Origin of the sequence: Hahella sp. KA22 (genome assembly GCF_004135205.1) — a bacterium.
Taxonomy (GTDB): domain Bacteria; phylum Pseudomonadota; class Gammaproteobacteria; order Pseudomonadales; family Oleiphilaceae; genus Hahella.
Genome location: NZ_CP035490.1, coordinates 1,885,755 through 1,911,119, shown reverse-complemented (window position 1 = coordinate 1,911,119; position 25,365 = coordinate 1,885,755). Strand labels below are relative to the sequence as shown.

The following is a 25,365-nucleotide window of genomic DNA, read 5'->3' as shown; positions in this document are numbered from 1 at the left end:
AGGATAAAGACGGGCCCGCGGGCGGGATTTCTGAGTAAAGAGTCGGACTTTGGCCCCAACTTCTGATTTTCAGCCGCCGCCGGGTTAAAATTATGTCGATTGCAATTTATAAAACTGAACCGTACAGTTCAGTTTTTGCATTCTACTCTGATTTGACGGATAAGCACAAAGGCAATTTAACGACCACCATGGCACTAAACCCACAACGCACCGAACAGATACTTGAAGCCGCCAAGAATGTTTTTCATCAAAGCGGATACGCCCGCGCCTCCATGGACCGGGTGGCGAAAGAAGCCGGCGTATCCAAGGCGACGCTGTACAATCACTTCAAGAGCAAAACGGTGTTATTTCAGGCCGTGGTGTCCAGCGCCAGCGCCAGATTCATTCAAGAGTTGAGCGACCTGCAGATGGATGAGCGCCGTCTGGAGCCCGCCCTGCGCATCGTCGCAGAGCGCTTTCTCACCTTCCTGCTCTGTCCGCATAATCTGGCGGCCATCCGCATGATCCTGGCGGAGATTCAGGCGGACCCGGAACTGGGGGAAGCCTTTTACAGATCCGGGCCCGCCGTCGGGGAAAGCGCCGTCGCTCATTTCCTGGAAAAGCGCATGCAGAAAGGGGAAATCCCTCAGACAGACCCCGTTCGCGCCGGCCGTCACTTCATGGCGTTACTGCGGGGAGATCTGTTCTGGCGCGCCCTGCTCGGCGTCGCGCTGCCCCAGGAAGAGATCAACGCGCACCTGGACAGCGTCGTCAAACAGTTCATGCAAGGGGTCGCCGGGATGTCCGCCAGTCACGGCAGTGCTGATACTCGTAACAGTCCAGCGTCCGATTCTTGAGAGTCGCCGCTTCAGGAATCAGGCCAGCCTGACGGAAGCCGCACTTTTCCAATACCCGGCTCGATGAGGGGTTGGCGACGGAGACAGCGGCGAGCAGACGACGCAGTCCCAGCCGGTTATAGGCTTCGTCCATCAGATGCCTTACCGCACCGGTGGCCAGGCCGCGCCCGCAATAGTTCTCCGCCACGCGGTAGCCTATCCAGGCGTCGCCACTGTCATGGCTAATTCCCCGCAAATTGGCGCGCCCCACTACAATCTGATTTGCAGAGCCTGACGCTTCATCGCCCCACAGTAAAAATGGAAGCTGACGCCCCTGCGCCCATGCCCGGAGATAATCTTCGATATGTCCTTCTACGCCCCGACGGGTGTAGAAACCGTCGGGACGAGGTTCAATATGGGCTTCAAACCAGGTCCGGTTAGTCAGCTCGAATTCAAACAAGGCGTCCAGGTCGTCCCAAGTCAGTAATCTGCAATCCATGAAATGTCCTTACTGATTTTTTCCTGCTTTCTTTCCAGTTTTTCTTTCCAGTTTTTCTTTTCAGCTTATCTTGCCTGACGCGCTGCTTCTGAGCGGCGCCATGCGCAGAGAAGGCGAAGCCGGTTCTCTCCCGGCCTGTTTCTCTCATATACTGTGCGCGCTCAAGCATACACAGGACCCGATACGCCATGAAAGTCATCCGTAGCAAAGCGTTCACTGCGGACCGCGCCTGGGGCGCGCTCGACATCGCCAATATGAGCGGCGTCACCTGCCGCCTGCACTGGACGGATCAGCCGTACAAGTGGCATGTTAATGATGGCGAAGAAGTTTTCGCCGTATTGGACGGAATAGTGGATATGCATTACAAGGACCAGGGAAAGGTTAAAATCGCCACACTGCAATGCGGCGACATATTCTACGCCACAGTCGGAACCGAACATGTCGCACATCCCATCGGAGCCGCCAGAATTCTGGTCATAGAAAAAGAGGGCTCCGTATAAGCCGCCCTCCTTTTCCCACGGATAAAACCACATACAGCAAGAGGAATACATGACGGATATCAGCATCAGGACCGCCACCGCGGACGACGCCGCGCTCATTCTGCAATTCATCACGGAGCTGGCGATCTATGAGAAAGCGGAGCACGAAGTAAAAACCAATGCGGCAGAGATTCAACGCTCCCTGTTTGGTCCCGACTCCACCACCCACGCCCTGATTTGCTCAGTAGATGGCAAGCCCGTGGGCTATGCGGTTTACTTCTTTAACTATTCCACCTGGCTGGGCAAACACGGCATCTATCTGGAAGACCTGTACATATCTCCTGAATGCCGGGGATGCGGCGCAGGCAAGGCGCTGCTCCGTCACATCGCCAAAATCGCCGTCGCCAGAGGATGCGGCCGCTTTGAGTGGAGCGTCCTGGACTGGAATGAGCCCGCCATCAACTTTTACAAATCCATCGGCGCCAAGCCTATGGACGAATGGGTGATCTACCGTCTGACCGGCGACGCTTTGACAGACTTCGCCAAAGGTTAACCAGAGACGACGCCCATGCAACTCGCCGCCGCCGCAATCCACGCCCGTCTGCAAAGTCTCGGCAATGAGACAATTGCCGCGCACTCCCTGCGCTTTTTCAAAACCGGGCCGGGAGAATATGGCGCTGGCGACCAGTTTCTGGGCATCAGGATGCCCACCTTGCGCAAGCTGGCGTCCGAGTTTCGCGGCGTTAGTTTGTCGGAAACCTTGCGGACCCTGCAGTCCTCCTATCATGAAGAACGCATGCTCGCCTTATTATTGCTGGTGACGCTGTTTCAGAAAGGGGGCCCAGAGCAAAAGCAGGCGGTATACGAGGCCTATCTGGCCAACACACGCCTTATCAACAATTGGGATCTGGTGGACGGCTCCGCGCGCTTTATCGTCGGACCATATCTTGAAGATAAAGATCGCAGTCAGCTCTATACACTGGCGGCGTCACCCGATTTGTGGGAACGGCGCATCGCCGTGCTGGCCACTTACCACTACATCACCCGCCATGATTTCACAGACATTCTGCAGCTCGCAGAAATTCTGCTACAGGACAGCGAGGACCTGATCCAGAAAGCCGTTGGCTGGATGCTGCGGGAAGTGGGGAACAGGGATAAAACATTGGAGGAAACATTCCTGCTCAAACATTACCGCAATATGCCTCGCACCATGTTGCGCTACGCCATTGAGAAATTCCCAACGGAGGAGAGAAAGCAATATCTCCAGGGGTTGCGCTAACCCTCTGACGTTAAGCCCTCTGGGCTAACCAGGCAGCTCCGCGAAGCCCGGCGCGATATGTCCGGACGCCGCAAGTTGCGACCAGAAGTAACTACTAAGGAACAGTATGTACACACGATATTCCAAAATCGCCCTAGTGTGGGCCGCCGCGTTATTCGCCACCCTGGTGGCTTTCAACAACCTGACGGACTACGGCTCCAATTTCGCCTTTGTCTCCCATGTGTTAAGCATGGACACCACCTTCCCGGATAATCAGGGCATGTGGCGCGCGCTGACTTCTCCCATGATTCACCACGGCGCATACGCTCTGATCATCGCGACAGAATCTTTGGTTGCGATTCTGTGCTGGATGGGCGGCTACCGTCTGCTCAGAAGCGCGAAAGACACGGAACGCTTCAATCAAGCCAAAGGACTGGCCATTGTGGGCCTGACCCTGGGCGTGATCCTCTGGTTCACCGGCTTTATCGCTGTCGGCGGGGAATGGTTTTTGATGTGGCAGTCCAAGATCTGGAATGGACAACAAGGCGCCTTTCGCTTCACGGTTATTCTTGGCGTCACTATGATCTATCTCAATATGCCGGACACAAATACACAGTCTTGAGTCTGCGGATTTTGCAGCGCTCCCCTTTCTTTGCTATACCTTGAGCAGGGTTTAGGCGAGCGCTGAACACACACTTTTGGGACCCAAGCATGCCACCACCTACGCAACGCCCGCGTTTTCAGACGCTGTTCCTGCTTTTACTATTGAGTTTCCCCGCGGCGGCGGACCATGAAGTTGTCTTCTACCTTGAGGATGAGCCCATTTACACCAGTAAGTCCGTGCAATCTCCCGGCTTTCTGATGGAAGTGGTGGGAGAAATGAACAAGACCATGAAGCTGAAGGTAAGCGCCAACTTCCTGCCATGGAACCGGGCCCAGTATATGGCCATTAAAACGCCCAACGCCGTTATCTTTCCACTCAGCCGCACTCAGGAAAGAGAGCCCAAGTACACCTGGATCTGCAAAGTGTTCGATGTACCGGTGATGTTCATCACCAAGGAAGGGCGTCCACCCATCAACGACTTTCATACCGCTCGCGAAATGCGGGGAATCGGCGTCATCATCGGCACGCCACAGGAAGAAATGCTCAAAACCGAGGACGTGCCTTACATCGCGCTTACCGGCAAGCAGTTATATGAGGCTTTGGCCGAAGATCAGGTCAAAGCCATCTACACCGCCAAACCTGAAGCTATATTGGGCTGGAAGCAAGGCGAATATTCGCAGAGCCTGCAATATGGGCAAACACTGCAGACGCTGCCCCTATGGATAGCCGCCAGCAAGTTATCCCCTAACGTCAAAGTACAGGAATGGAACGATGCGCTTGAGCAGCTAAAAACGTCAGGCATATTCGACAAGCTGCGAAAGAAGTACTTCGGCGACGACCCGAAACTGTTCAACGCGGCTCAAGGCGCTTCGTCGCCCAGCAACTGAGGATACTTGCGTAATGCGGCGCGCAGCTGATGATAGGTCAGCCCCAGCGCGTCGGCGGCCCGCTTCTGGTGAAACTGATTGGCGGCGAGCGCTTCGGAAATCAGACGCTGCTCGAACTGCGCCACGCGACTGCGCATATCCAGGTTCTCAGCCTCTCCTGCTGTTTCCCGCCCAGCCTGCACGGCTATTATTGGCTCAGTGGGCGGTGCAACTTCTTCGATAGACGCACAGGCTGAGGGTCGCCAAGGGCTCTCAAAAGGATCGATAACCACTTCCCTCAGCATTTGTTCCTGGGCGCCATGTCGATAGACGCTGCGTTCGACAACGTTTTTCAGCTCGCGGACATTGCCCGGCCAGTGGTAATTCATCAATTGAGCCATGGCTTCGGGAGCGAAACCCGCAAACCACTCATATCCCAGCTCAATACTCATTTTCAGCGCGAAGTGCTCAGCCAGCTCACGAATATCGTCTTTGCGAAAACGTAGCGGGGGCAGGCTGATAACATCGAAGGCGAGACGATCCAGCAGGTCGCCGCGGAAGCGCCCGTCCTGCGCCATAGAGGGCAAGTCCGCATTAGTGGCGGCGATGACTCTGACATCCACATGCAGCGTCTTGTTGCCGCCGAGGCGTTCAAAACGGCCATATTCAATCACCCGCAACAGCTTTTCCTGCACCTGCATGGAGGCGGTCGCCAATTCGTCCAAAAACAGCGTGCCGCCATCCGCCCTTTCAAACAACCCCGCCCGGCCCCGCGTAGCCCCCGTGAAGGCGCCCGCTTCATGACCGAACAATTCAGACTCCAACAACGACTCGCTCATGGCGGCGCAGTTCACTTGCAGATAAGGCTGCTCCCAACGGGAAGAGAGGTAATGCAGACGCTCCGCAATCAATTCCTTCCCCGTTCCGCGCTCACCGATCACCAGCACAGGCCGGTTCAGCGGAGCCACCTGAGATACCTGCTGCAGCACGCGATGCAGCTCTTCCGAACCGCCAATCAGTGTTTGTCGTCGACCATCCATAAAAAACCATTTATTAGCCAATTAAGCTAAAAATAAGCCTTAAAGACTACTTAAGACAACCTGTGAATGCAGAAACATCGCCACAAAATCAAACAAATCCAATATTTTCATATGGTTACAAAAACTGGCACAGGACTCGCTAAGGTCATGGCAACGTTACAACCTACTTCAAAAGCCATAGCGCGCTTATAGAGAGTACGCAGGCGACACAGCAAAGGAGATTGATTTATGGGTATTTTCTCTCGTTTCGGCGACATCATTAATGCAAACCTGACCGCTCTGCTCGATCGCGCGGAAGATCCCGCCAAAATGATTCGCATGATGATTCAGGAAATGGAGGAAACGCTGATCGAAGTGCGCACCACCTCCGCCCGGGTCATAGCGGACCGTAAAGAATTGGAACGGCGCATGGATTACCTGCGTCAGGAATCCGAAAACTGGGAAGGCAAAGCCCGCCTGGCCCTGAGTAAAAACCGCGAAGACCTCGCCCGCGCCGCCCTGGCGGAAAAAAGCGCCATCGAAGAAAACCTGCAGATCGCCGGCAAAGAGTTGAAAGCCATCGAGGAACAACTCGAAGTGCTGCACGAAGAAATCGCCCAACTGCAGCAGAAACTGGACGACGCTAAAGCCAAGCAGAAATCCCTGGTGGTGCGCGAGCAAACCGCCCGCTCCCGCATGGATATCCGTCGCTCCAGCAATCGGGATAAACTGGAGGAGGCCTTCAACAAATTTGAGGCCTACGAGCGCAAAATGGATGACCTGGAAGCCCAGGTGGAATCCTATGATCTCGGCCGCACCGGCTCTCTGATGGATGAGTTTTCCGAGCTGGAGCGCAACGATAAGGTTGAGCTGGCGCTTGCCGAATTGAAGGCGCGCATGGATGCCGATAACGGGAGTAAAAACTAATGTCGTCCATTATGGTTTTCTTTTTCGTGCCGACGGTGATCTTTCTCAGTCTCGTCGCCCCGATCTGGCTGATCCTGCATTACCGCACAAAAAGCAAGATCCGCCGCAGCCTGTCCGAGGATGAGCGCGACTTGCTGGAAAGCGCGTTAAAAACGGCGGTGCGCCTGGAGCAGCGCATCAACGCGCTGGAAACGATTTTAGATGCGGATCATGGCGGCTGGCGCACCTACGACAACCGTCATGATCGTCCGCAGCACCATTAAGGAGTCCACCATGAGCGAAGCCAACAAGCAAAACGGCTACAACCGCAACCTGTATCGCGACCCTGACGCTGGCTGGATCGCCGGCGTCTGCGCCGGCCTGGCGGAGAGTTACGGACAACCGGTATGGCTGGCGCGCATCATCATGCTGTCGGTCTTCATTTTTAGCGGCAGCCTCGGCGTTCTGCTTTACATCGCAGGGGTAGTCCTGCTGGCAAAACGGCCGCGTAACAGCCATACGCCGAGCCATGGCCGCCCTTTATTTGATTACGGTGAAAGCGCCTCGGATCGCGCCCGACAACTCAAAGAGCGCATGCGCGCGCTGGAAATGCGCCTGCAGTCCATGGAGCGTTATGTGACGTCCAACCGCTTTAACGTTAACAAAGAGCTCAAGAACCTTTAACGCGGCGGCGGAAATGCGGGGGATATGGGCAAGAGGATGGACTCATGAAGCCCGTAAAACATCAACGGGGCGCATTGAGCGCCCCGTTTTCATAGGCGTCGACTTATTTGGATTTCTTTACGTATTTGGTAAGAATCACGATCTGCTGGCCGTTGACCCGGCCTTCAATATGCTCAGGATTGTCCGCCACCAGTGATATGCCACGTACGGCCGTGCCGCGCTTGGCGGTGAAGTTGGCGCCTTTCACGTCCAGGTCTTTGATCAAAGTGACCGTATCCCCCGCTTCCAGCACAGCGCCATTGCTGTCCAGGTGACGCACCGCCTCTTCCTTGGCTTCGCCCTCACCCGTCGCCTTCGCCCACGTCAGCGTATCCTCATCCAGATACAACATGTCGCTCAAATCCTGGGCCCAAGGCTCCGCACTCAAACGCTTTAGCATGCGCCAGGCCACGACCTGCACAGCGGGAACCTGACTCCACATGCTGTCGTTCAGGCAACGCCAGTGATTAACTTCCAACGTATCCGGCTCATCCATCTGCCCCTGACAAACCGCACAAGCCAGAATGCATTGGTCGGCGGAACCGTCGGAAGCCGGCGGCACCGCATAGACCCCGAGATTATCCGTCGCGCCGCAAAGTTCGCATTTTGATTCGCTGCGCGCATGCAATGTTTGTTCTGTACTCATACCTTATCACTCACATCTGAATTTAAATCCGGGACCAGCGCCGAGCGCCGACAAGGGGCGCAACGATAGCAGATTGGAGCCATATTTTGACATCGATTTAATGAGGATAGACGCAATCCAGATCAATAAACGCAGCTAAAATCGGTCGAAACGCTTTCCTGTATCTGAAGCCGCCCTATAATGCCCCCTCAAACAAGGCCGACCATGGATCTGGCCCACGATCAGAGGATATTACATGCGCCCACAATACAAAGCCGCCGTCACATTTCTCACCACGTTACTACTGACGGGCTGCGACAGCCTGATCGGTTTGGCTGGAGAAAAGCTGCAGAAAACACATCTTATAGATACCTGCGGCGAAGACGACCCCGCCTGCATCTCCGCCGTGGAAGCTCAGTTCGACGCCTGTCATACCAAACATAAAGAACACTGGAACGCTTTCATGAAAGCAACAAGCGAAAAAGAAGAAGACCTCCACTTAGAGCGCTACTCGCTAGGCTTATATGATTGCATCGTTGACGAAAACGGCGCCCCCTATTTTTATTATGATCCTGATGCTTGAGGCTTTCTCACTTGCAAGATTCGCTTAGCCGCCCCGCCTCCCACTTCAAATGACTTAGCCCTTATAGCCGATTCAGTCCCGTTGCCACCAGACTTACAATTTCAGTTGCTTTATTTCAGTTTGTAACCCTTGCAAACCAAACGCGCACCAGTTCCTCCTCAGCTTAGGATTAGACGTCGGAGAAGTGTTAATGAAAGAAATCCCTTGCTTTCAGCAGTTGCAACATAGTTGTCCTGGTTATCGTCACTATTATGCACTGGCGGACTGCGCTATAGACGACTCAATTTATCAAGCAATTCTACGTAGCGATAACGATAGCATGTGTCTCTTTCGCGATGTCGGAAGCACATTACGTGCAGCATCACCCCACCTGATCGAACTTGGCGCAAATACATTCACACAATGGTATTTTCATAAAGGCTGGGGAAGAAACTGGGGGATATTCATTGCTAGCTATAAACCAATCCAAGCCTTAGCCCATCACTTTAGAAAACTCAACCGGGTACTCGGGCCTAATAATGAAAAGTGGCTGTTTCGTTATTACTCCCCTAACATCTTACGTGAATTCTTACCTATCTGTGATCAAGAACAGTTAGAAAGGATTATGGGGGATATTGGATCTTTCTGGATGGAAGATAAAGACGACGCTTATTCGTTATGCTACCAGCGCAATTTCAAAAACCTTCGTCAAACAAGACAAAGTCTTGATAGCGCCTCGTTTGAGCAAACCGATATAACTCTCTCATCAGCACATTCCGCTAGCAACAACGATACCTATCTAAAAATCACCCAATACCAACATGAGCGCCTAGCTGAAATTCCCCGACGAAAGTTTATATATAAACTAGCAACAGACTTTAAAGATTGCTATCCACAACGTCTGCAGTGTTATAACCTGAATACATTACAAAAGCGTGTTGAAACGGCCTTAAATCAAATGAATATATTAGGCTTGAAAGCACGCCATGAAGCTTACTACTACATATATGCTTGCATAACTTTCGGTTGGGACTTTCTCTCGAACCCTGAATACGCCTGGATCAGAAAGCGTTTTATTGATAATTGGGAGCTAGGCTCAAAGAGTTCCCGAGTTGAAGCGCTATACCGCTTTTGCCGCAGCCTCCCCACACAAAAGGAGGCGCTATCACTATGAGCGTCAAAGACCTTGAAACAATAATTGCAGAAGAGAGACAAAATCCAAATGAGATTGACAGTGGGGTACAGCAGTGCAAATTAAATAATGCCTCCACTGCCATTCCCAAAATTTCCTACCCCACACCAATGGAGCTGAGCCCAACTCGCACGCCATTACCATCACAGCTTGAGGGATTTGGTAAAATTCCAGCTAACGACCCAAGATGGACAACATCTCTCAGAGGGATAGCTAGCGCCTTTGGCAGGGTAGCCAGTACGACAGCAGGAGTAGTCGCGGGCGTCTTGATTACAGACAATTCCGTCTTCACCCAAGAATGGACTGAAGGAGATATATCATACGCCTATAATGAAGACGACTTTACATTGATTGGTACTGACGCCAATGGGACCGCCACTCAATACAAAGTCTACCCAGATGGCGAAATATGGTCGCAAGATGGAGTGATAGTTGGGACAGCGGATGAAAACGGAAAAATCTTCCCCGTCGACCCTCAGGATGACGTAAATTATCGAATGTGGGTAGCAAATGGTGGGGAAGATAGTTTTGAGGTATGGAAGGCTAAGGGCAAACCTAAGAGCACAATCGAACTTGAAGATAACTCGGCAGCCACAGGCAATAATATTGCAAATGATATTGATAAAAAAATTTATAGCTTTTTCCCACAGCAGTCCACAAAAATTAAAAACGTCGACCACAACTTAGTCGATGATGTTTTTAAAAGTAAGGATTCGGGAAAACTGATAGAATTTTTTAAGAAGTTAAGAAAGGAAAATGGCCTAAATTCTGCAAAATCAAGCAGGGCAAACCTAGCACTAATAGATTTTGACTTTGGCAATGGTTATAAAGGAAATGTTGTTATTCAAAGCGGAATAGACGTAGTCCCAATAGAGCAGAGAAAGTTACTTGATGGACTCAACAACTACAACAACAAAGAAGGTTTTTTCACGTACATTGAAGACCCAAGAGGTGTTCGAGTTCAAGACAGAATAAATGACTCAGAAAGAATTGGCCTGGAATCTTTATTAAACATAATAGAGAAAAACAAATTCGATTCATCAAAAATCAGAATATTATCCGAGTTAGAAGTATGCCAGCAGTGCGAAAGTGCGGTAAGCAATTTTAACAAAACAAATGGCGACGCACATAAAGTTACTGAAATATTAACCTCTGGCCACACTGCAAAAACGCCAGATGTGAAACGCCTTTTCACGGAGTAAAAAATGACTATCAGCTTCAAAAAGCAACTCAATGATAATTTGGAAAAACTGATAAACAAGCATTTAATAAGAGAATATGCCGGCTTAGATGAGAAAGAAATTCATAACCTAGAAGAATATGCTTGCGGAAAACTTCCACAAATTTATAAAGAATTCCTTATAACTTGCGGAAAGGAGCCATCCGGCTATTTCAAGGAAGTTTCCATTGATCTGTACCCTGACTTATTAGAACTCAAAGATGTATTTGACGAAGCTAACTCAGAAGCAAAATCCCCTGTGACGCTAGAAAGCGACGTATTTCTTATTGGCGAATACTCCGGCGAGCAATTCTGGTATTTCAAATTGAGCGATGGTAACGACCCTGCTGTATACTTTTTATCAATATGGGACAACCATACATACAAAGAAGATGAGCATCTATCAAACTTCCTGCTATCGATTTCTGGTGTAAGAACATAGCAGGGTAGCCTGAATCTAATGCAATTCAACTTACCGACAAATACTTGGCGATACAAGATAGGGCTAGCATGCTGGGATCTAGAGGTAATGCACTCTGAATTTATAAATAGTGATTCAGATAAACAAACTCTCCTTAGAACATCTGTCTCAAGCATAATCAGTTCTCTTGGCGACTTCGCCACACTGGGAAGCCTGTCAATTACGACAAACTCTGTAGGAGAGGATGCTGCGCAGTTTAACCCTGATGCCACTGAAGAATCACTGGAAAACTTCCTGCTCAATTACCACGATATTTTGGAGGTAGAGGCAGACTTGGATTTAAGCCTAGTCGGCAATGATGGCATTGAAAACTGATTAAAAGGAGGAGTAACGCTCTGGTTCCAGTTAGAATATGAGACAGATAGAAGCTCACCTCTGCGTTTACTCATGTCCTTAAACGTAGATATTTATTTTTCAAAAACATCTGGCGAAATAAAAGACAACCAAGCCCTTTCATTAGCGAATGCGCCTCGACTTAACAATTTCTTAACCAGACTGACAAAAGAACAAGCAAAAATAATGGATATAGATGCGCCAGGATACTTGGACCAAATTGATAAAAGGGGGTTAATAAAGCCAACATGACCCCAGGCGAATTTAAAATAGCAATTATCGAAAATGAGTTAGCTACCGCAGATGAGCTAATTGGCGCAGCGCCCAGCGATATTATAAACCTAGAAAAGTCGTTTTCCGTCCAACTTCCAGATAGTTATAAAAACTTCCTTCTTTGCTGAGGTAAGAATATGGGGAGGCTTGGCTCCACGCTAATTTTATCTTATCCCGACATACTGAACCTAAGAGACTCATTGGATAGCTTAATAGAAGAAGAGGAATTGGGAATAAGAACCCCTAAAAAGTCATTTGTTTTTTCTTCTTTTGATGAGTTGATATTTGACTTTTTATCTGCAACGGAAATCCAGACCCTGTTGTATATAGAATAGACGAAGGAAGAAGCCACATAGAAGATAGAGGGTCAACCTTCACTGACTATTTTTTCAGGCTAATTGAAACCTGTGACAAATCAAAAAGTAACGGAGCATTTAAGTACTATTGCAATGGCGAAAGCGTTATCAAAGAGCCTTTTAAGTAGCTCCTTCTTGCATACATCCTCTTATACCAAAATAACACTCACATTTTATCACCACCATTAACCAACCTCCTGTAATTGTTCGCAAAAACAACGTACACAATCACCAAAGCACCTCCATATACTTGGGCATTCCCATTGATATATCCACGATAAAGCATTGCGCCAAGAAACAGATACATAATCACCTGCATAAGACGCCCAAACGCCAGGTAGGCGGCGTAGGCTTTAAATGGCAGGCGTTGTTTCAGGAACTGGTCCGCTTTGTTTAGGCATGTTCCCACTAGATACAGTGCGGCAAGGGCGCTGACAATGATTAAGATGACTTTCCAAAAACTCCAGGAGATTAGCCAGGAGAATGACGAAAGCTTCAGTTCGAGTAAAAGCGGAATGATGAAGCCAAAGAACAGGATCAGGGAGAACACGCTGATAAATACTATCAAGGTTTTTTTCAGTGCGGAGACAACTTGTCTTCTTGTATATTTGTCGCTCATAAAATCTATTAAAGGCGGACCGAATTCAAACCAGGTAACGTAAAGCGCTTTTGTGATTTAGAAACGCATTCCCATCCAGATTACGGCTTCCGTGCATTGGCTGATAATGTTGTAGTAGGGACGATAGAAGATGCAGTCCTGATTAGCTTCCATTCCAACTTGCTGGTGTTCTTCTTCGTCTTTAACGATCTTGGCTACGGCGTCATAGGCGGCTTGGTCGCCCAGTTTTTCCAGCGCCTGAAGTTGCTCGCGTAAGTGTTTCAGAACAACGGTTTCCACTGCGGCGGTGCAGGCCAGCACTGAATTTTTGCCCAGCAGGCCGGAGATCAACCCCAGTACAAAACCGCCGACGCCACATAGCCAAAGACTGGGACAACGACGAATGCCCCGGCGTTTGAGCTCTGCTCCAAAGATGCGGTGATGCTCTTTTTCGTGGGCTAAAAATTCTTCCAGAAGCCCCAGGTGTCTGGCGCCAGTGAGGCGTGCGACGGCGATCTGCGCGCGATAGATGTTAATGGCGCCGAATTCACCGGCGTGATTAACCTGAAGAATTTTACCCGGCGTATTTTTAGAGCCATCTGCGACGGAGGTGAGGTCCATGATTGACTGCTACTTCTGTTTACGACTACTGAGCCGCACACAATATCCGCAGCCTGGATATTAAACAAGCAAAGGCGCCGTTTAGGCGCCTTCTGAATCGCACTGATCTATTCAGTAATGACGGTTACAGACCAAACTGCTCGAAGTACGCCTTATGGCTCTTGGAGAATTCGTAGTCGTTGAACTTGTCCCAGTTAATAGACCAGGTCATCAGCCCTCGCATATTGGGGTAAACGCCTTTGGGCTGGTATGTTCCGCAGTTCTCTTTCTTCATCAAGCAGTCCAGCGCAGTTTGCACATCCTGCACGGAGGTGAAGCCGCCGCCGGCGTTAACGCTGGATGGCAGGCCAATCGCGATTTGGCTCTGCTTGAGCGCAGGGAACATCATGTTGGAATCTTTCTGCACCGGGAAGCCCGCCAACAACATATCCGTCATCGCCACGTGGAAGTCCGCCGTGCCCATGGTGTGGTACTGGTCGTCCAGCCCAACGATTGGCCCTGAGTTGTAATCCTGCACATGCAGTAACGTCAGATCGTTACGCATCGCGTAGATCACAGGCAAATACGCGCCACACCGAGGATCGGCGCCGCCCCACTTACCGCTGCCATAGAAGCTGTAACCGTTCTGCACGAAGAAGGTCTCCGGCGCCATGGTCAGCACGAAGCCCGCGCCATACTTGGCCTTGAGTTCTTTCAGGGCAGCGATCAGGTTGACGATAACCGGCGTGGTCGGATTACGGAAATCATTGTCGCCGGAATCCAGATATAACGAGTGTCCTTCAAAGTCGATGTCCAGGCCGTCCAGACCATACTTATCGATAATCGCTGAAACGGAACGCACGAACGCATCTTTCGCTTCTGAGCTGGTCAATTGCACCTGCCCGTTGGCGCCGCCGATGGAAATCAGCACTTTTTTGCCCTTGGCCTGCTTGGCGCGAATTGCGGCCTTGAATTCCGCTTCGGATTCCACATTGGCGCACTCGGATACCGGGCATAAATGGAACTCCACCTCACCCGAGGTTGGGGAGGTCGGTTCTGCGAATGACAGGTTAATCACATCCCAGTCATTGGAAACGTCGGCCATGCGCACATAGCCTGAGCCATTGGCGAAGCTCGCATGCAGATAACCGATCAGGGCGTGTTTGGGCAACCCGCTGTCAGGACCAGGGCCGCCGTCGTCAGGATTGTCTCCATCGCCATCGCCTGGGTTATCTCCATCTCCATCCCCCGGTGTATCGCCATCACCATCGCCGGGATTATCCCCGTCGCCATCTCCGGGATCGTTTCCCCCATCATCACACTCCCCTTTTTGCTCCCACAAGGTTGGCGTGGAAGCAGGGTTCCAATTGGCGCCCACATGCGCGGTGTGAGTCACCAAAGCGGTGTATACGATGTTGCTGTACGACACCACATCGCCTGCCTGATACGTCACGCCCTCCCGCCATACTGCGCAGCTGGATGGGTCCGCAGGGTCAGTTGGATCAGTCGGGCCGCCTGGGTCGGCAGGGTCCGTCGGATCAGTTGGGTCCGTCGGCGCGCCGCCATCATCATCGCAAGCGCCCACTTCTTTCCAGACGCCCCATTGGCCGGACTGAGAAGGCGTCTCGCCTTGAGTCCACCATTTCGCCTCGTAAATCTTGCCCTCATAACTCACTTTCATGCCCTGGGTGTAAACCGCAGAAGCGCTCCAAACGGCCACATCGCAGGCGCCCGGATCAGTCGGATCAGTCGGATCAGTCGGATCGGATCGGTTGGATCGGTTGGATCGGTTGGATCGGTTGGATCGGTTGGATCGGTAGAACCGCTTACCACATCCCATATGGTTTTCATCAAGGATGTGTCGTCATGAGTATCCTGGGAAATTTCCCAGAACATCACGCCCCCGGCCTCCGCCAGAGCCAGCTCCGCTTTGGCGCGAATGGTAGGCTGGCCGTTGTAATCCAGGCCGCCAGCGTCATCACGCTGGGCTGCGGAAGCGCCGTAGCGGGCGATCACGTCTTTATAGGCCACCCAGTCTTTATGGGAGTAGAAAGGCACGCCCAGAACAGCTTTCTCCTGCGGCAGACCTTCGTTGAATTTCCAGTGGCTTAACGCGCTCTGAGCATGCTCATAGGTGGAGTGCGGATAGCCCAGGTCGTACACCATCAAATTCAGAAAATCGACGCTGCTGATTACGTCAGCATCTATGCTGCCGGGAAAATCTGTGGCGGTGACGGCGGCGGTCAGAATTTTGCCTTTCGCGTGCAACGCCTCACCAAGCTCCCGCATCAGGACTTTGAAGTTATTCGCTTCGGCGCCCGCTTCAGGATATTCCCAGTCCAGATCCACACCGTCCAGACCGTACTGATCCACCATGTTCATGATGTTCTGGATAAACGTAGCGCGGGCGCTGCTGTTCGCTGACAGCGCAGCGAAGGCGGAGTCGTCGCCGTCGTTCCAACCGCCGACAGCGATCTGTACTTTCACGCCAGCGGCGTGCGCCTGCTGCACCAGGGCGCTCAAACGTTGCGTACCGCCTTCAAGCGGTTGTAACCCGCCACTGGCCGTGGGCAGCGCAAAGGAATAATTGATATGAGTGACTTTGTCGTAAGGAATGCTGTTCACATCCCCTTGCCAAGTGGGAAAGTAGCCCACCACCTTAAACTCCGCCAGCGCCTGACCAGCCATCAACCCGGTCGTCAACGCCAGAGAGAGCATACCTGTTCTCTTAAGTGGATTCATCTCATCACCCTTCCATTGTCTGTTTTCGTATCATTGGTACGCCAATGGTCATACATTAAACAACCAATTGGTATCATCCGGAGTTATGATTTTTTATATGCTATTTGGGTGATGACCTGCCTGCGCCCTTCAAGCCGTGAGGCGCGCCGCAGCGCCTTTGGGTATGAACTACACTTGTTGGAGATTTTCCGCGTATATAACAATTACATTCTGAACAGACAGTCATAACGTAAAGGAATTCCCGCGACGCCTGCATGCGCAAAACTTCCAACCGAATACTCTCCGCGCTGTTGCTGATCACAATAGTCGCGCTGGGAGCTACGCTATTCCAGCACTGGCAGTTGCATTTCGTCAGCGACATGTCGAAAAAAATCATCGATCAGGACCGGCTTCTGTTCAAACATCTCGATCAGGTGGGGCTGGGTTTTGCGCGTATTTACGCCATGTTGGAGCGCATTCCCATGGAGGCTAATCAGGACGCCCGCGATGCGGCGCAAAAACAGTTTTTGGAAAACTATCGCACTCTGTCAGAACTGATAAATCGCTCTCCTTCCCGAGCCATTATGGAAAACACTTCAGCAATTGAAGATGAGCTGAACGGACATTTACGGGAGATCGCCCTGCTTGGCGAACAAATGTTTCAGGCCATGGAGACAGCGACGCCAGGGACCGCCATGACTATCCTGCACGAAAAAATATCTCCCTTGCGCGATGAAGCGGTTAATTTGCTATACCGGCAACAAGAGATTTCAGATCAGTACGTGCACCGCTCCTCTCTCAATATTGAGGAAAGACTGCATTTTATCGAAGGCATCACCTTCATCAGCGTCGCCATCTTGCTCGTCACCTGTCTCGGCGCGGGTTTCCGCCTGACTCACACCATCATTCGCCCTTTCAGGCGGGTCACCCGTCATCTGCGCGCCATGCAGGACCAACCTCAGTTCATCAATCTGCCGGAAAAGGACCGCGATGACGACCTGGGACTGTTCATACGCACGCTGCATAACCTGTTGCAGCGCCTGCAGCAGGCCAATCAATTGCTGGCGGGCGCCAAAAATGTGGCGGAAAGTGAAGCGGAGAATCGACGCGAGGCGGAACGACAGACGCGAGTGCAGAAAGACATGCTGGCCAGCATTATCGACCACATCCCTGTCGCCGTATTCGCCAAGGACGTAAAGAACAACTACCGCTTTTTGATATGGAACAGCCAGGCGGAAAAGCTGTTCGAAGCGAGCCGGGACGATATCATCGGCAAGACCGACTACGACATTTTCCCCAACAAGGCGGAGGTGGATTTCTTCCGCAGCATCGATGAACAAGTCATGCAGTCTGGAGAGGTGGTGAACGTGGAGGTGGAGCCAATCACAACCTCTCGCGGCACCTGGCTGGCGCATACTACCAAGGTGCCCATCTTCGATGACAAGGGCGAGCCGGAAACGCTCCTCGGCATACTGGAGGACATCACAGAAAAGCAGCGCGCGGACGAGCAGTTGCGAGAATATGCGCAGCAACTGGAGCGACAAACCCGTGAGCTGACCGCCGCAAAGGAAAAAGCGGAGCGCGCCAACCGGGTAAAGTCACAGTTTCTGGCTAACATGTCACACGAACTGCGCACCCCGGTGCATGCGATTCTAGGCTTCACCAGCCTGTGCCTGAAACGGGTGAAAAATTCGGATGAGCTGGTTTACGAACACCTCAGCGAAGTCAAAACCAGCGCCGAAGGTCTGCTGGAGCTGCTGAATAATCTACTGGATCTCGCCAAGCTGGAATCCGGTCGCATGACTTACACGTTCAATCTGGTGGATATCCTCGCCATACGGGACAGGCTTCTTAAGGAGCTGCGTCCGCTTTGGGGCAAAAAGGAGCTGCAGATTCATACCGAAGACTTGTTGGACTCCTCTTTTGTTGTGTGCGACGGCCCCAAAATGACTCAGGTCTTGCGCAACCTGCTCAGCAATGCGATCAAGTTTTCCCCGCAACAAGGCCATATCACGCTGCGCATCGCCCATCGCACGCCGGACATGTATGAGTTGCTGGCTCTGCACGGATTGACGCTGGAGCGATTAAACGAGAAGACCGCGCTACTTTTGCAGCAACCAGACAAGCTCATAGAACTCTTCACTTCCCCCGCCCCCTGCCCGAGTGAATCCAGCGCAGCCGAATTTCCCTACTGGCCTTTTCAGGAAGAGAACTGCCTGACCGAGACCCTGAGAAGGTTGAACAGGGAGTTGCCCTGGGATGAAAGCCATTCCGCCATCTATTTAATTCAGGAGGGCGACGTCATCGCCCCCACTCACCTGGAAGGCGCGCGCCCACACCCCGAGGCCGCTCAAACCAGCGCTTACGCCAGCAACTGGCGCCGCGTCGGCGGACTCAGCGAACGCAAGGCCGAGAAGCTGGCGAAGCTGGCGCAAGAGGCCGGAGCCCTGGAGCGCCCATGCTGGAAACTGGCGGATGTGGGCGAGCTGCAGAGGAAGATTGTGGGATTAACGCCGCTTCCTCATGGATCGCAAAACAACATATTGCTGCTAGAGTTATCCTTGATGGATACGGATGAGCCTGTGTTCGCCTTCAGCGTTTCCGACCAGGGAGACGGTATCCCTGATGCGGAGCTGGAAAGCATCTTCGACAAATTCGTCCAGAGCAGCAGTACAGACACCGGCGCAGGCGGAACCGGGCTCGGTCTGGCGATATGCCGCGAAATCATCAAAGCTCATCGCGGGGTCATATACGCCCGCAACCATGAACAGGGCGGCGCCGACTTCATTGCGCTGATTCCAGAAGCGGAGCCCTCGCCCACCTGACAGCAAGGACAAGAGCGCTCAGCATGCATGAACAAATACTTGCGATAGACGACGATGAACGCAATTTACGCCTGATCCGAGCCTATCTGGCCGATACCGGTTACGAACTTATCACCGCCGCGGACGGCGTCGAAGGCTGGTCAACGCTGGAGCGCCACCTTTTCAAAGTGGATCTGATCCTGCTCGACCGCATGATGCCGAAGATGGACGGCCTCGCGTTTCTGCAGCTACTCAAGGAACACCCAAGAGCTAAAGAGATTCCGGTAATCATGCAGACCGCGGCGGCGGAGTCAGGACAAATTCGCGAGGGCATCGACGCCGGCGCTTACTACTACCTCACCAAGCCTTATGAGGAAGAGGTGCTGATTTCCATCATCAAGGCCGCGCTGGAGTTCGGCAAAGAGTCCCACAAGCTCATGACCGAGCTGGGGAAAAATGAGTCTCTGCGACATATGGCGCGCCAACTTACGTTGAGTTTCGCTACCGTGGAGGAAGCCGAGCAGGCGTCGATTCTGCTGGCGGACCTGTTTCCCTTTCCCCCCAAGGTCGTCACCGGTCTGGCGGAACTGCTGGTGAACGCCGTGGAGCATGGCAACCTGGGCATCTCCTATGACGAAAAGACCGACCTCAACCTGCGCGGAGAGTGGATGAATGAGGTGCAGCGGCGCCAGAAGCTTCCAGAAAACCAAAACAAACGCGTGCAGGTGGAGTTCACTAGAACCGACGACGCCATCACCGTCGCCATCACCGATCAAGGACCAGGATTCAACTGGCGCGAATACCTGCAGATCAGCGTCGAGCGGGCCACAGATAACCATGGCAGAGGCATCGCCATGGCCAATCTGCTCAGCTTTGACGACCTGACATATGAAGGGGATGGCAACCGGGTTATTTGCAAAGTGCTCGTTTAAAAACCGTCTCTGCAGGCCCCAGAACTATTTGGTGATCGATTAGAGAAAAACATCCGCGTCTCCGTGAATAATACCATTCACACAAACGCAAATAAGAATCATTATTGACAGAGAATCAATTTTGTTAAATGATAATCATTATCATTTAACTGTCGATAGTGGTTGTTCGTGTCGCATACATCTCACCCTTTTCTACTTGTCACACTCACTGTTCCCCTCACTCTCGCGCTGCCGCAGCAGGCGCTGGGCGATTCGACCGCGCCGGAAACGGTGCTCGATACCGTCGTCGTCACCGGCACTCGCAGCGAAAAGCTGCTGATGGAGACGCCGGTGCGCACCGAAGTAGTGACGCGTGAGGAAATCGAACGCAAACACGCACGGGACGTCAAAGAAGCGCTTGAAGACGTCCCCGGTCTGCTGCTGAAAAGAATCCACGGCAAGAGCGGCTATGAAGTCTGGCTGCAGGGATTGGACAGCAACCGCGTCAAAGTGCTGATTGACGGCGAACCGGTCGCCGCCAGCACCGGCTCCAGCGTCGACGTCACCCAGATCGGCAGTCTCAATATCGAACGCATAGAGGTCGTCAAAGGCGCCACCTCCGCGCTCTATGGCAGCGCCGCCATGGGCGGGGTCATCAACATCATCACCCGTGATATTGAGCAGGGCCTGCACTACGAAGCCCTGGCGGAAGCCAGCAGTTTCGGCAAAGACAATATCGGCAGCGAGACGGCGGATATCGGCGCGCGCCGCGCTTCAGCGCGACTATCCGCCCGCGACGGAGCCTGGTATGGCGCGCTCAGCATGGACTATCGCGACAGCGACGGCTTCGACGCCACGCCAGAAAACTGGACCACACAAGGCGCAGAAGGCGAACGCGGCGACTGGTCGGCCCGTCTGGGCTGGAAGCCCGACCAGAACCAGTCCTATGAGCTGCTGGGCGGCTACTATCGTGAAGACCTCAACAACCGCATCTCCGCTGACGCCGCCGGTAAGGAAATCCGTAAGGTCAAAGAGGAAGAAGCCGAGCGCACCCGACTAAGCGCGTCCGCCGTCTGGCGCACCGCGATGGGTGATTTCCAGGCCCGACTGCTACAGGAGCAATTCGACGACGTCACCTATCAGGACGCCATCGCCACCGCCGTTAAGGAAGACCGCCGCAGCGCCAGCATGGAGACCCGCAGGGCGACCCTGGATTGGTCCTACGCCATGAATGACGATCATCTGCTTTCCGCTGGCCTGGAAGGGTTCGAAGAGACGCTTGAACAACGCCATGACGACGCCGTCGAAGTGCCCGCCGGCACGGATCGCCATAGCATCGAGGCATATCTTCAGGACGACTATTTCATTAGTGACCGCCTGGAAATTACTCCCGGCGTCCGCTTACAGCGAGACAGCGATTTCGGCTCTTACGCCGCGCCCAAAATCAATACGCGCTATGAACTCCTGCGCGAAGACAACCTGACCCTGTTCCTGCGCGGCGGCGTAGGCCGTGGATATCGCGTACCCAATTTGAAAGAACGTTATTACGTGTTCGATCACAGCCACCTGGGATACATGGTGTTGGGCAATCCGGACCTGCAGCCGGAGAAATCCACCAGTTACCAGTTAGGCGTCGGCGCTTATGGCGACCAAGGCGCCTACGTGGATATCAATCTGTTCTACAACGACATCACCGATCTGATCGAAACCGCTTTTGACCCGGACGCCACAGCGGATCGGGGCGACGGCGTCGCCATTCACCGCTACACCAACATCGCCGAAGCCAGCACCAGGGGCGCGGAAATCAGCGCCGCCTACCCACTGTCAACGCAATGGAAAGTTCACGGCGGCTACACCTGGATGGACAGCGAAGACAAACGCACCGGCCTGGAACTGCCGAAGCGCCCGCGCCATCAGGTGAAACTGGGCGCAGATTACACCTTGGCCGCCTGGGGAACGCAGCTGTCTTTAGACGGCGTATTTCAATCCCGGGAGTTCATCGACATCGCCGGCTCCATGGAGTCGCCATCCTGGAGCACGTTCGATTTCAAAGTGAATCAACCTCTGCCCCGGGGCGTCACCCTGTTCGGCGGCATCGACAATCTGACGGACACACAGCGGGACTTCAGCGACGCCAGCGATTTCCGCCCGGACGAAGGCCGATTTTTCTACCTGGGCGTACGCATCAAAGGCTGACGCCGGCGCCCGGACATCACTCAGCACAATCACGCAGCACTATGGCAATAACCCACTCACACACCCAAAAAACACATAAAGGCAACGCTATGAAACCAGTCTCCCCCACCCTTGCAGTCAAATCCGGCGCCATCGCCGCCGCTCTGATATTACTCAGCGCCTGCTCCGGCGGAGGAGGCTCCGGCGATCCCGACAACAATACGCCAACCAGTGGCGGCGACAGCGGCTCCACTCCTGATAATGGCTCCGGCGCGGCTTACACGTCTCTGATCGTCGACGCCAGCAGCCGCGACGCTTACACCTACGTCAACCTCGCCACAGGCCAAACCCTGTCGCTGACGGCAGCGGAAGCCGCTTCTTCCACTGACTGGCATATCGGTTTTCGCCGCACTGGCGTCGTACTCAACGGCGGCGCTTCCGGCTCCGGCCAGGTGCGCGGCGCGCTCGCGGTGGCGCAGCAGGATTTCTACACAGATAGCGGCGATCCCAACGCCAACGTATTTCTCAACGCCACGCCGGACTCGGAAGAAGAGCACCTTCTCGCTGCCGTGAACACCGCTGATCTGACCTTCACCAGCGATAGCGTGCTGAGCGCCATCACCGCTTCCGGGGACAGAACCGGCAACGTCATGGACCTGGGCTGGTACAACTACGATATCTCCACTCACATGGTGTCGCTGAACGACGCCAACGGCTGGTTGCTGCGCTCCAACTCAGGCGCCAGCTACGCCCGCTTCCACGCTACCTCATTGACCTATAACCCCAGCGCCAATATAGACGTCACCTTCAGCTTCGACGTACAACCCTCCGATGCAACGGGCTTCACCGGCGACGCCACCTTCGCCGCCTCCGTTCCTTTCAGCGGCGGCAGCCAATGCTTTGATTTCGATGCTGACGCAACCGTCGACTGCGCCAACGCGGCCTGGGATCTAAAACTGGAGATCAAGGGCTTCAACTGGACGCTCTGGACCAACAGCGGCCCCTCAGGCAGCGGCGCCGGCGGCGCTTTCGGCCCGCTCCCTGTCGCGGACCTGAACAACTATGTCTCCGGCACGCAGTCCGACACTGGCGCGGACATCAGCATGCACTATGTGGCCGACGCCACCGCGGGCATATTCGAAGGCTCGCCCTGGTACGCCTATAACCTGCAAGGCCAGCACAAAATCTGGTCCAACTACCGCGTCTACGTGATCGAAACCCAAAACGGCGGCGATGACGCCACCAAGTACAAGCTGCAGATTACCAATTACTACTCCGACGCGGGCGCAAGCGGGCATCCCAATATCCGTTTCATGCCAGTCGCCAAATAATCCACGCGCTCCACAGGAACCATTGCACATATATCGCACATATAACGAGGTGAACACATGACGGCTCAAGCGGTTCTCAGCAGAGACGCGGCGATCAAACAACCTGCTGAGGGATTGAAAGAATCCTGGACGCAAATGCGGCGGGAGCAACCCCGTCTGCGCATCCGCAATGCGGCGGAACAATTGGGAGTGAGCGAACTGGCGCTGTTGTTGACGCAGATGGAACAGCGCGTCCAGCCCCTTGGCGACGACTTCGCGGAGATGCTGACGTCCATCGAATCAGTGGGACGGGTAATGGCGCTGACCCGCAACGACCAGGCCGTGCACGAACGTCACGGCGTCTACCATGATTTCAAGGCTAACGCGGCTGGCGTCATGGGCCTATGTCTGGGCGAGATCGATCTGCGCGTCTTCTTCAAGCACTGGCGTCACGCTTACGCCGTTACCGAAGGCGCCGACGAGCAGCCCCGCCGCAGCATTCAGTTTTTCGACGCCTCCGGGACGGCGACGCACAAAATCTACGCCACCGAACACACGGATATGGCGGCCTGGGACCAGTGGATTAACGCTCACCTCGCTGTCGACGCGGAGCTGTTTTTCATGCCCGAAGCGAAGACGCCGCCGAATTACCCCAATGCCGGCAAGGTGACGGAAGACGACATGCGTCAGCCCTGGTCGGAGTTGAAAGACGTCCACCACTTCAACGCCATGCTGAGCAAACTGGGCATTGATCGTCTGGAAGCGCTGCAACTGGCGGGTCAGGAATACGCCCATCGTCTGCCGACGGACGCCATGGAGCAGGCGTTGCGATTCGCCGCCAATTGCCAGCTGGAGATCATGACGTTCGTCGGTAACGACGGCGTCGTGCAGATCCATACCGGGACCGTCAACAAACTGTTGCGCACCGGCCCCTGGTTCAACGTGCTGGACCCGGACTTCAACCTGCACCTGAACACTGAGCAACTGACGAGCTGCTGGGCGGTGCGCCGTCCCACCAGCGATGGCGTGGTGACCTCCCTGGAATGCTTCAACCAAGAGCGCAAGTTAGTACTCACCTTGTTCGGCGCCCGTAAGCCCGGCAAGCCGGAGCTGACTGAGTGGCGCGAACTGGTGGCGTCGGTGGAGAACCTGTCATGAGCGTGGCCGGCTTCTCAGTGCGTGACTGGAGCGCGCGCCTGGCCGGCGTTGCATTGCTGTGGATCGCCAGCGTGGCGGCCCAGGCTGCGACGCCGTCTCCCGAACGCATGCAGCGCATCCTCTCCATTGGCGGAGCCGTGACGGAGATTGTCTATGCGCTGGAACAGGAACAGCGTCTGATCGGCTCCGACATCACCAGCTATTACCCGCCCGAAGCGGAGAATATGCCGAAAATAGGGTATGAACGCTCCCTCTCCGCCGAGGGTATTCTCGCGTTGCGCCCGGATGCGGTGCTGGCCAGTGAGGATGCAGGCCCCCCCTCCGTTCTGCGACAGCTGAAAAGCGCCGGCGCCACTTGGTTAACCGTCCCGACCGCGCAGGATCTGGACGGGGTTTACGCCAATATTCGTCAAATCGGTTACCTGCTTGGAGCAGAGATTCAAGCGGATAAGCTGGTGACGGACATGCAGGCGCAACAACAGCAACTGGAACAGGAGAAAGCTCAGGACCAACGCAGCGCGCGGGTGATTTTCATCCTTCAGCACGGCGGCGGCGCGCCCATGGTGGCGGGCTCCAACACAGCGGCGGACCGCATCATCCGCCTGTCCGGAGCAGTGAACGCGCTGCAAGGTGTGGAAGGCTACAAACCCATGACGCCGGAGTCTCTGGCGCAGGCGCAACCGGACCTGATCCTGACCACTAACCTGGGGATGGAGCAGGCCGGAGGCATCGATGCTATGCGCGACATTCCCGGAGTCAGGCTCACGCCGGCGGGACGCAATGACAAAATCGCCGCCATGGATGGATTGTTGCTGCTCGGTTTCGGTCCCCGCACGGTGGTCGCCGCCAGACAGCTTCGTCAAACCTGGATGGAGTAA

General features: G+C 53.8%; 28 protein-coding genes. 21 read left to right on the top strand and 7 right to left on the bottom strand.

Annotated features, from left to right (window positions below; genetic code table 11):
* Positions 1–188 precede the first annotated feature (188 nt).
* A complete protein-coding gene (locus EUZ85_RS08540) occupies positions 189–836 on the top strand; it encodes a TetR/AcrR family transcriptional regulator (RefSeq protein WP_164887206.1) in 648 nt (215 codons plus the stop codon).
* Here the strand turns inward: EUZ85_RS08540 and EUZ85_RS08535 are convergent.
* Complete coding sequence (locus EUZ85_RS08535) at positions 760–1,314, bottom strand: GNAT family N-acetyltransferase (RefSeq protein ID WP_127968893.1); 555 nt, start codon at positions 1,312–1,314, stop codon at positions 760–762. The two genes, EUZ85_RS08540 and EUZ85_RS08535, sit on opposite strands and share 77 nt — an antisense overlap.
* A 188-nt stretch (positions 1,315–1,502) precedes the next feature.
* On the opposite strand from EUZ85_RS08535, the gene EUZ85_RS08530 reads away from it, so the two are divergent.
* The 5 genes from EUZ85_RS08530 (at position 1,503) to EUZ85_RS08510 (ending at position 4,542) form a co-directional block, all read left to right on the top strand.
* Positions 1,503–1,814 carry a cupin gene (locus EUZ85_RS08530; RefSeq protein ID WP_127968892.1) on the top strand — a complete coding sequence of 104 codons (312 nt, stop codon included), beginning with the start codon at positions 1,503–1,505 and terminating at the stop codon, positions 1,812–1,814.
* A gap of 49 nt (positions 1,815–1,863) precedes the next feature.
* A complete protein-coding gene (locus tag EUZ85_RS08525) occupies positions 1,864–2,346 on the top strand; it encodes a GNAT family N-acetyltransferase (protein WP_127968891.1) in 483 nt (160 codons plus the stop codon).
* 15 nt (positions 2,347–2,361) lie between these two features.
* Positions 2,362–3,072: a DNA alkylation repair protein gene (locus EUZ85_RS08520; RefSeq protein WP_127968890.1), complete on the top strand. Its 711-nt coding sequence runs from the start codon at positions 2,362–2,364 to the stop codon at positions 3,070–3,072.
* Positions 3,073–3,178: 106 nt separating this feature from the next.
* Entirely contained in the window at positions 3,179–3,673 is a 495-nt protein-coding gene (locus EUZ85_RS08515) for a DUF2165 family protein (RefSeq protein WP_127968889.1), read from the top strand.
* A gap of 89 nt (positions 3,674–3,762) precedes the next feature.
* Positions 3,763–4,542 carry an ABC transporter substrate-binding protein gene (locus EUZ85_RS08510; protein ID WP_127968888.1) on the top strand — a complete coding sequence of 260 codons (780 nt, stop codon included), beginning with the start codon at positions 3,763–3,765 and terminating at the stop codon, positions 4,540–4,542.
* Here the strand turns inward: EUZ85_RS08510 and pspF are convergent.
* Entirely contained in the window at positions 4,515–5,561 is a 1,047-nt protein-coding gene (gene pspF / locus EUZ85_RS08505) for a phage shock protein operon transcriptional activator (RefSeq protein WP_127968887.1), read from the bottom strand. The genes EUZ85_RS08510 and pspF overlap by 28 nt on opposite strands.
* Before the next feature lie 228 nt (positions 5,562–5,789).
* Here pspF and pspA point away from each other — a divergent pair, with 228 nt between their 5' ends.
* Genes pspA through pspC form a run of 3 tightly spaced genes read left to right on the top strand, consistent with a single transcriptional unit; the run spans position 5,790 to position 7,130 of the window.
* Positions 5,790–6,467, top strand: a complete 678-nt coding sequence (pspA, locus tag EUZ85_RS08500) for a phage shock protein PspA (protein WP_127968886.1) — start codon at positions 5,790–5,792, stop codon at positions 6,465–6,467.
* Entirely contained in the window at positions 6,467–6,730 is a 264-nt protein-coding gene (pspB, locus tag EUZ85_RS08495) for an envelope stress response membrane protein PspB (protein ID WP_127968885.1), read from the top strand. The genes pspA and pspB overlap by 1 nt, the downstream gene beginning before the upstream one ends.
* 10 nt (positions 6,731–6,740) lie before the next feature.
* Positions 6,741–7,130 (top strand): envelope stress response membrane protein PspC, encoded by a 390-nt coding sequence (gene pspC, locus EUZ85_RS08490; protein ID WP_127968884.1) that lies wholly within the window; start codon positions 6,741–6,743, stop codon positions 7,128–7,130.
* Between the two features lie 103 nt (positions 7,131–7,233).
* Here the strand turns inward: pspC and EUZ85_RS08485 are convergent, their stop codons facing one another.
* Positions 7,234–7,815 (bottom strand): alkylphosphonate utilization protein, encoded by a 582-nt coding sequence (locus EUZ85_RS08485; protein WP_127968883.1) that lies wholly within the window; start codon positions 7,813–7,815, stop codon positions 7,234–7,236.
* A gap of 235 nt (positions 7,816–8,050) precedes the next feature.
* Between EUZ85_RS08485 and EUZ85_RS08480 the strand changes: the two genes are divergently transcribed.
* The 6 genes from EUZ85_RS08480 to EUZ85_RS08455 all read left to right on the top strand — a co-directional run bounded on the left by EUZ85_RS08480 (position 8,051) and on the right by EUZ85_RS08455 (position 11,833).
* Positions 8,051–8,377: a hypothetical protein gene (locus tag EUZ85_RS08480; RefSeq protein WP_127968882.1), complete on the top strand. Its 327-nt coding sequence runs from the start codon at positions 8,051–8,053 to the stop codon at positions 8,375–8,377.
* Positions 8,378–8,567: 190 nt separating this feature from the next.
* A complete protein-coding gene (locus tag EUZ85_RS08475) occupies positions 8,568–9,530 on the top strand; it encodes a DUF4123 domain-containing protein (RefSeq protein ID WP_127968881.1) in 963 nt (320 codons plus the stop codon).
* Positions 9,527–10,750 carry a hypothetical protein gene (locus tag EUZ85_RS08470; RefSeq protein ID WP_127968880.1) on the top strand — a complete coding sequence of 408 codons (1,224 nt, stop codon included), beginning with the start codon at positions 9,527–9,529 and terminating at the stop codon, positions 10,748–10,750. Before EUZ85_RS08475 ends, EUZ85_RS08470 begins: the two co-directional genes overlap by 4 nt.
* Before the next feature lie 3 nt (positions 10,751–10,753).
* Positions 10,754–11,209: an SMI1/KNR4 family protein gene (locus tag EUZ85_RS08465; RefSeq protein WP_127968879.1), complete on the top strand. Its 456-nt coding sequence runs from the start codon at positions 10,754–10,756 to the stop codon at positions 11,207–11,209.
* Positions 11,210–11,296: 87 nt separating this feature from the next.
* Positions 11,297–11,563: a hypothetical protein gene (locus tag EUZ85_RS08460; protein ID WP_127968878.1), complete on the top strand. Its 267-nt coding sequence runs from the start codon at positions 11,297–11,299 to the stop codon at positions 11,561–11,563.
* A gap of 72 nt (positions 11,564–11,635) precedes the next feature.
* A complete protein-coding gene (locus EUZ85_RS08455; RefSeq protein WP_127968877.1) occupies positions 11,636–11,833 on the top strand; it encodes a hypothetical protein in 198 nt (65 codons plus the stop codon).
* Positions 11,834–12,376: 543 nt separating this feature from the next.
* Here the strand turns inward: EUZ85_RS08455 and EUZ85_RS08450 are convergent.
* The 4 genes from EUZ85_RS08450 to EUZ85_RS31345 all read right to left on the bottom strand — a co-directional run bounded on the left by EUZ85_RS08450 (position 12,377) and on the right by EUZ85_RS31345 (position 16,150).
* The gene (locus tag EUZ85_RS08450) at positions 12,377–12,829 is read right to left on the bottom strand and encodes a hypothetical protein (protein WP_127968876.1); all 453 of its coding nucleotides are present in this window, start codon (positions 12,827–12,829) and stop codon (positions 12,377–12,379) included.
* Positions 12,830–12,886: 57 nt separating this feature from the next.
* Positions 12,887–13,429: a demethoxyubiquinone hydroxylase family protein gene (locus EUZ85_RS08445; protein WP_127968875.1), complete on the bottom strand. Its 543-nt coding sequence runs from the start codon at positions 13,427–13,429 to the stop codon at positions 12,887–12,889.
* 124 nt (positions 13,430–13,553) lie between these two features.
* A complete protein-coding gene (locus tag EUZ85_RS31585) occupies positions 13,554–15,128 on the bottom strand; it encodes a chitinase (RefSeq protein ID WP_210408477.1) in 1,575 nt (524 codons plus the stop codon).
* Complete coding sequence (locus EUZ85_RS31345; protein WP_129498727.1) at positions 15,086–16,150, bottom strand: glycosyl hydrolase family 18 protein; 1,065 nt, start codon at positions 16,148–16,150, stop codon at positions 15,086–15,088. The genes EUZ85_RS31585 and EUZ85_RS31345 overlap by 43 nt, the downstream gene beginning before the upstream one ends.
* 254 nt (positions 16,151–16,404) lie before the next feature.
* Between EUZ85_RS31345 and EUZ85_RS08430 the strand changes: the two genes are divergently transcribed.
* The 6 genes from EUZ85_RS08430 to EUZ85_RS08405 all read left to right on the top strand — a co-directional run bounded on the left by EUZ85_RS08430 (position 16,405) and on the right by EUZ85_RS08405 (position 25,365).
* A complete protein-coding gene (locus tag EUZ85_RS08430) occupies positions 16,405–18,954 on the top strand; it encodes an ATP-binding protein (RefSeq protein ID WP_127968873.1) in 2,550 nt (849 codons plus the stop codon).
* A 23-nt stretch (positions 18,955–18,977) separates the two neighbouring features.
* Positions 18,978–19,865 (top strand): response regulator, encoded by an 888-nt coding sequence (locus EUZ85_RS08425; protein WP_127968872.1) that lies wholly within the window; start codon positions 18,978–18,980, stop codon positions 19,863–19,865.
* A gap of 168 nt (positions 19,866–20,033) precedes the next feature.
* Positions 20,034–22,040, top strand: a complete 2,007-nt coding sequence (locus EUZ85_RS08420) for a TonB-dependent siderophore receptor (protein WP_127968871.1) — start codon at positions 20,034–20,036, stop codon at positions 22,038–22,040.
* A gap of 89 nt (positions 22,041–22,129) precedes the next feature.
* Positions 22,130–23,350 (top strand): HmuY family protein, encoded by a 1,221-nt coding sequence (locus EUZ85_RS08415; protein WP_127968870.1) that lies wholly within the window; start codon positions 22,130–22,132, stop codon positions 23,348–23,350.
* 57 nt (positions 23,351–23,407) lie between these two features.
* Entirely contained in the window at positions 23,408–24,487 is a 1,080-nt protein-coding gene (locus EUZ85_RS08410) for a hemin-degrading factor (protein ID WP_127968869.1), read from the top strand.
* Complete coding sequence (locus EUZ85_RS08405) at positions 24,448–25,365, top strand: hemin ABC transporter substrate-binding protein (protein WP_241566996.1); 918 nt, start codon at positions 24,448–24,450, stop codon at positions 25,363–25,365. Before EUZ85_RS08410 ends, EUZ85_RS08405 begins: the two co-directional genes overlap by 40 nt.

Bases quoted from the DNA above. Each gene is read 5' to 3' on its own strand.
- EUZ85_RS08540 (WP_164887206.1), top strand. From the start codon at position 189: ATGGCACTAAACCCACAACGCACCGAACAGATACTTGAAGCCGCCAAG.
- EUZ85_RS08535 (WP_127968893.1), bottom strand. From the start codon at position 1,314: ATGGATTGCAGATTACTGACTTGGGACGACCTGGACGCCTTGTTTGAA.
- EUZ85_RS08530 (WP_127968892.1), top strand. From the start codon at position 1,503: ATGAAAGTCATCCGTAGCAAAGCGTTCACTGCGGACCGCGCCTGGGGC.
- EUZ85_RS08525 (WP_127968891.1), top strand. From the start codon at position 1,864: ATGACGGATATCAGCATCAGGACCGCCACCGCGGACGACGCCGCGCTC.
- EUZ85_RS08520 (WP_127968890.1), top strand. From the start codon at position 2,362: ATGCAACTCGCCGCCGCCGCAATCCACGCCCGTCTGCAAAGTCTCGGC.
- EUZ85_RS08515 (WP_127968889.1), top strand. From the start codon at position 3,179: ATGTACACACGATATTCCAAAATCGCCCTAGTGTGGGCCGCCGCGTTA.
- EUZ85_RS08510 (WP_127968888.1), top strand. From the start codon at position 3,763: ATGCCACCACCTACGCAACGCCCGCGTTTTCAGACGCTGTTCCTGCTT.
- pspF (WP_127968887.1), bottom strand. From the start codon at position 5,561: ATGGATGGTCGACGACAAACACTGATTGGCGGTTCGGAAGAGCTGCAT.
- pspA (WP_127968886.1), top strand. From the start codon at position 5,790: ATGGGTATTTTCTCTCGTTTCGGCGACATCATTAATGCAAACCTGACC.
- pspB (WP_127968885.1), top strand. From the start codon at position 6,467: ATGTCGTCCATTATGGTTTTCTTTTTCGTGCCGACGGTGATCTTTCTC.
- pspC (WP_127968884.1), top strand. From the start codon at position 6,741: ATGAGCGAAGCCAACAAGCAAAACGGCTACAACCGCAACCTGTATCGC.
- EUZ85_RS08485 (WP_127968883.1), bottom strand. From the start codon at position 7,815: ATGAGTACAGAACAAACATTGCATGCGCGCAGCGAATCAAAATGCGAA.
- EUZ85_RS08480 (WP_127968882.1), top strand. From the start codon at position 8,051: ATGCGCCCACAATACAAAGCCGCCGTCACATTTCTCACCACGTTACTA.
- EUZ85_RS08475 (WP_127968881.1), top strand. From the start codon at position 8,568: ATGAAAGAAATCCCTTGCTTTCAGCAGTTGCAACATAGTTGTCCTGGT.
- EUZ85_RS08470 (WP_127968880.1), top strand. From the start codon at position 9,527: ATGAGCGTCAAAGACCTTGAAACAATAATTGCAGAAGAGAGACAAAAT.
- EUZ85_RS08465 (WP_127968879.1), top strand. From the start codon at position 10,754: ATGACTATCAGCTTCAAAAAGCAACTCAATGATAATTTGGAAAAACTG.
- EUZ85_RS08460 (WP_127968878.1), top strand. From the start codon at position 11,297: ATGCACTCTGAATTTATAAATAGTGATTCAGATAAACAAACTCTCCTT.
- EUZ85_RS08455 (WP_127968877.1), top strand. From the start codon at position 11,636: ATGTCCTTAAACGTAGATATTTATTTTTCAAAAACATCTGGCGAAATA.
- EUZ85_RS08450 (WP_127968876.1), bottom strand. From the start codon at position 12,829: ATGAGCGACAAATATACAAGAAGACAAGTTGTCTCCGCACTGAAAAAA.
- EUZ85_RS08445 (WP_127968875.1), bottom strand. From the start codon at position 13,429: ATGGACCTCACCTCCGTCGCAGATGGCTCTAAAAATACGCCGGGTAAA.
- EUZ85_RS31345 (WP_129498727.1), bottom strand. From the start codon at position 16,150: ATGAATCCACTTAAGAGAACAGGTATGCTCTCTCTGGCGTTGACGACC.
- EUZ85_RS08430 (WP_127968873.1), top strand. From the start codon at position 16,405: ATGCGCAAAACTTCCAACCGAATACTCTCCGCGCTGTTGCTGATCACA.
- EUZ85_RS08425 (WP_127968872.1), top strand. From the start codon at position 18,978: ATGCATGAACAAATACTTGCGATAGACGACGATGAACGCAATTTACGC.
- EUZ85_RS08415 (WP_127968870.1), top strand. From the start codon at position 22,130: ATGAAACCAGTCTCCCCCACCCTTGCAGTCAAATCCGGCGCCATCGCC.
- EUZ85_RS08410 (WP_127968869.1), top strand. From the start codon at position 23,408: ATGACGGCTCAAGCGGTTCTCAGCAGAGACGCGGCGATCAAACAACCT.